Below are 1,707 nucleotides of genomic sequence, written 5' to 3' on the forward strand. Positions count from 1 at the left end.
CGTAGAGTGAAATTTTAAATTCAGCTATTTCAGGTCAAAAACATGGCGATGTAGAAGTTAGTCTTGCACATGCCATTTTTATCTCTTATCCTACTCAAGGTCATCTGTCTGTCAGGAAGGAGTTCCTTATGAGTGAATCGATAAGAGGTAACCACTCCCATCTGTTACTGTCAGATAGGATTTATATAGAACAGGAGCTTAACCAAGGCTCTACTTTTTATTCCATTGCAAAGGTTCTGCACAAGGATCCTACTACCATTTCAAAAGAAGTTAAAAGATCCAGAAGTATTGAATCCCCATATCAGTGGTGGGATAAATGCAGACTTTGCTGGGACTACAAAACCTGTAGGGAACGGGATGTATGTGGAGACAACAAGTACAGCAAATGTAACAAAGCTTGTCGTTACTGTTACCGCATGGATCCAACTAAGTATTGTAAGTACTTTATTCCCTATGTTTGTTATAAACCAACCAAGGCTCCATTTGTGTGCAATTCCTGCGATCATTACAGAGATTGTCCTTTAGAAAAAGCCTACTACTCTGCCACGGCCGCACAAGAAAAGTATGAGAAGAAACTGGTCAACTCAAGGAAAGGAATAAATCTCACTCCTGAGGAATTGCAGCAGCTAAACGATCTTGTTTCTCCACTGGTTCTCAACGGGCAGCCATTAAGTCATATATTTGCTGTACATGCCGATGAGATACCTGTATGCAGACGTACTCTTTACAACTACTTCGACCAACGCGTCTTCCAGGCAAGGAACATTGATCTGCCCAGAAGAGTTCGTTATAAAAAGCGAAAGAAGCGCTCTGAACCAAGAGTAAAAAACATAGAACAGGTATACCGCAACAAGCGTACATACAAGGACTTTGAGTTCTTCATGGAGCATCATCCTGATCTCGATGTTGTCGAGATGGATACCGTTAAAGGTGGTCAGGCTAGTGGAAAGTGCCTGCTCACTCTTCTGTTTAGAAGTTGCAGTTTTATGCTTGTTATCCTATTACCAAGGTGTACTCAGGAGTGTGTCGTGAACGCTATCAACGAGCTCTACTCCACACTTGGGCCGCGCCTTTTCAAGAAATACTTTCCTGTGATTCTTACCGACAACGGGTCGGAATTCAAGAACCCCTGGGATATAGAAAAGACTGAAGATGGCAAGCAGCGCACCTATGTATTCTATTGCGATCCTTATGTGTCTAACCAGAAGGCCAGACTTGAGAAGAACCATGAATACATTCGCTATGTCATTCCAAAAGGTCGAAGCATGCACAAGTACACTCAGGAAGACATCAACCTTATGGCAAGTCACATCAATTCAACAGCCAGAGACAGCTTAAATGGAGCAACTCCATTTGACCTTGCTGAACTGCTTTTAGACAAAAGAATACCGGCTCTAACAGGACAGCAAAAAGTCTCCCCAGACTCAGTCATGTTAAAACCGGCTCTCATTAATAAATAAAAAATAGTAAGCAGACAGATGACCACTTATGTCTCAAATTTCATCAAAAATCATCCCGAGACGAGTGGAATTTAATTTTTCTCAAACTGCTCCAGTCGTCTGTTTGCCATACAACAAACAAAAACGATGAACCGATTTTATCACGTTTTTCAGAGGTCTCAAAGCACAATTTTATGAAATCATTCCTCAAAATCGCAAAAGAGACCATTTTTCATAGGTAAAGTGGAATTTACTTTTTCATTTGACC

General features: G+C 41.1%; 1 protein-coding gene. It reads left to right on the top strand.

Annotated features, from left to right (window positions below; translation table 11 throughout):
* Positions 1 to 128 precede the first annotated feature (128 nt).
* Complete coding sequence (locus G585_RS19445) at positions 129 to 1,460, top strand: IS30 family transposase (RefSeq protein WP_022776484.1); 1,332 nt, start codon at positions 129 to 131, stop codon at positions 1,458 to 1,460.
* Positions 1,461 to 1,707: the final 247 nt, after the last annotated feature.

Source organism: Butyrivibrio sp. AE2015, assembly GCF_000420825.1.
In the GTDB taxonomy this organism is placed as follows: Bacteria; Bacillota; Clostridia; order Lachnospirales; family Lachnospiraceae; genus Butyrivibrio.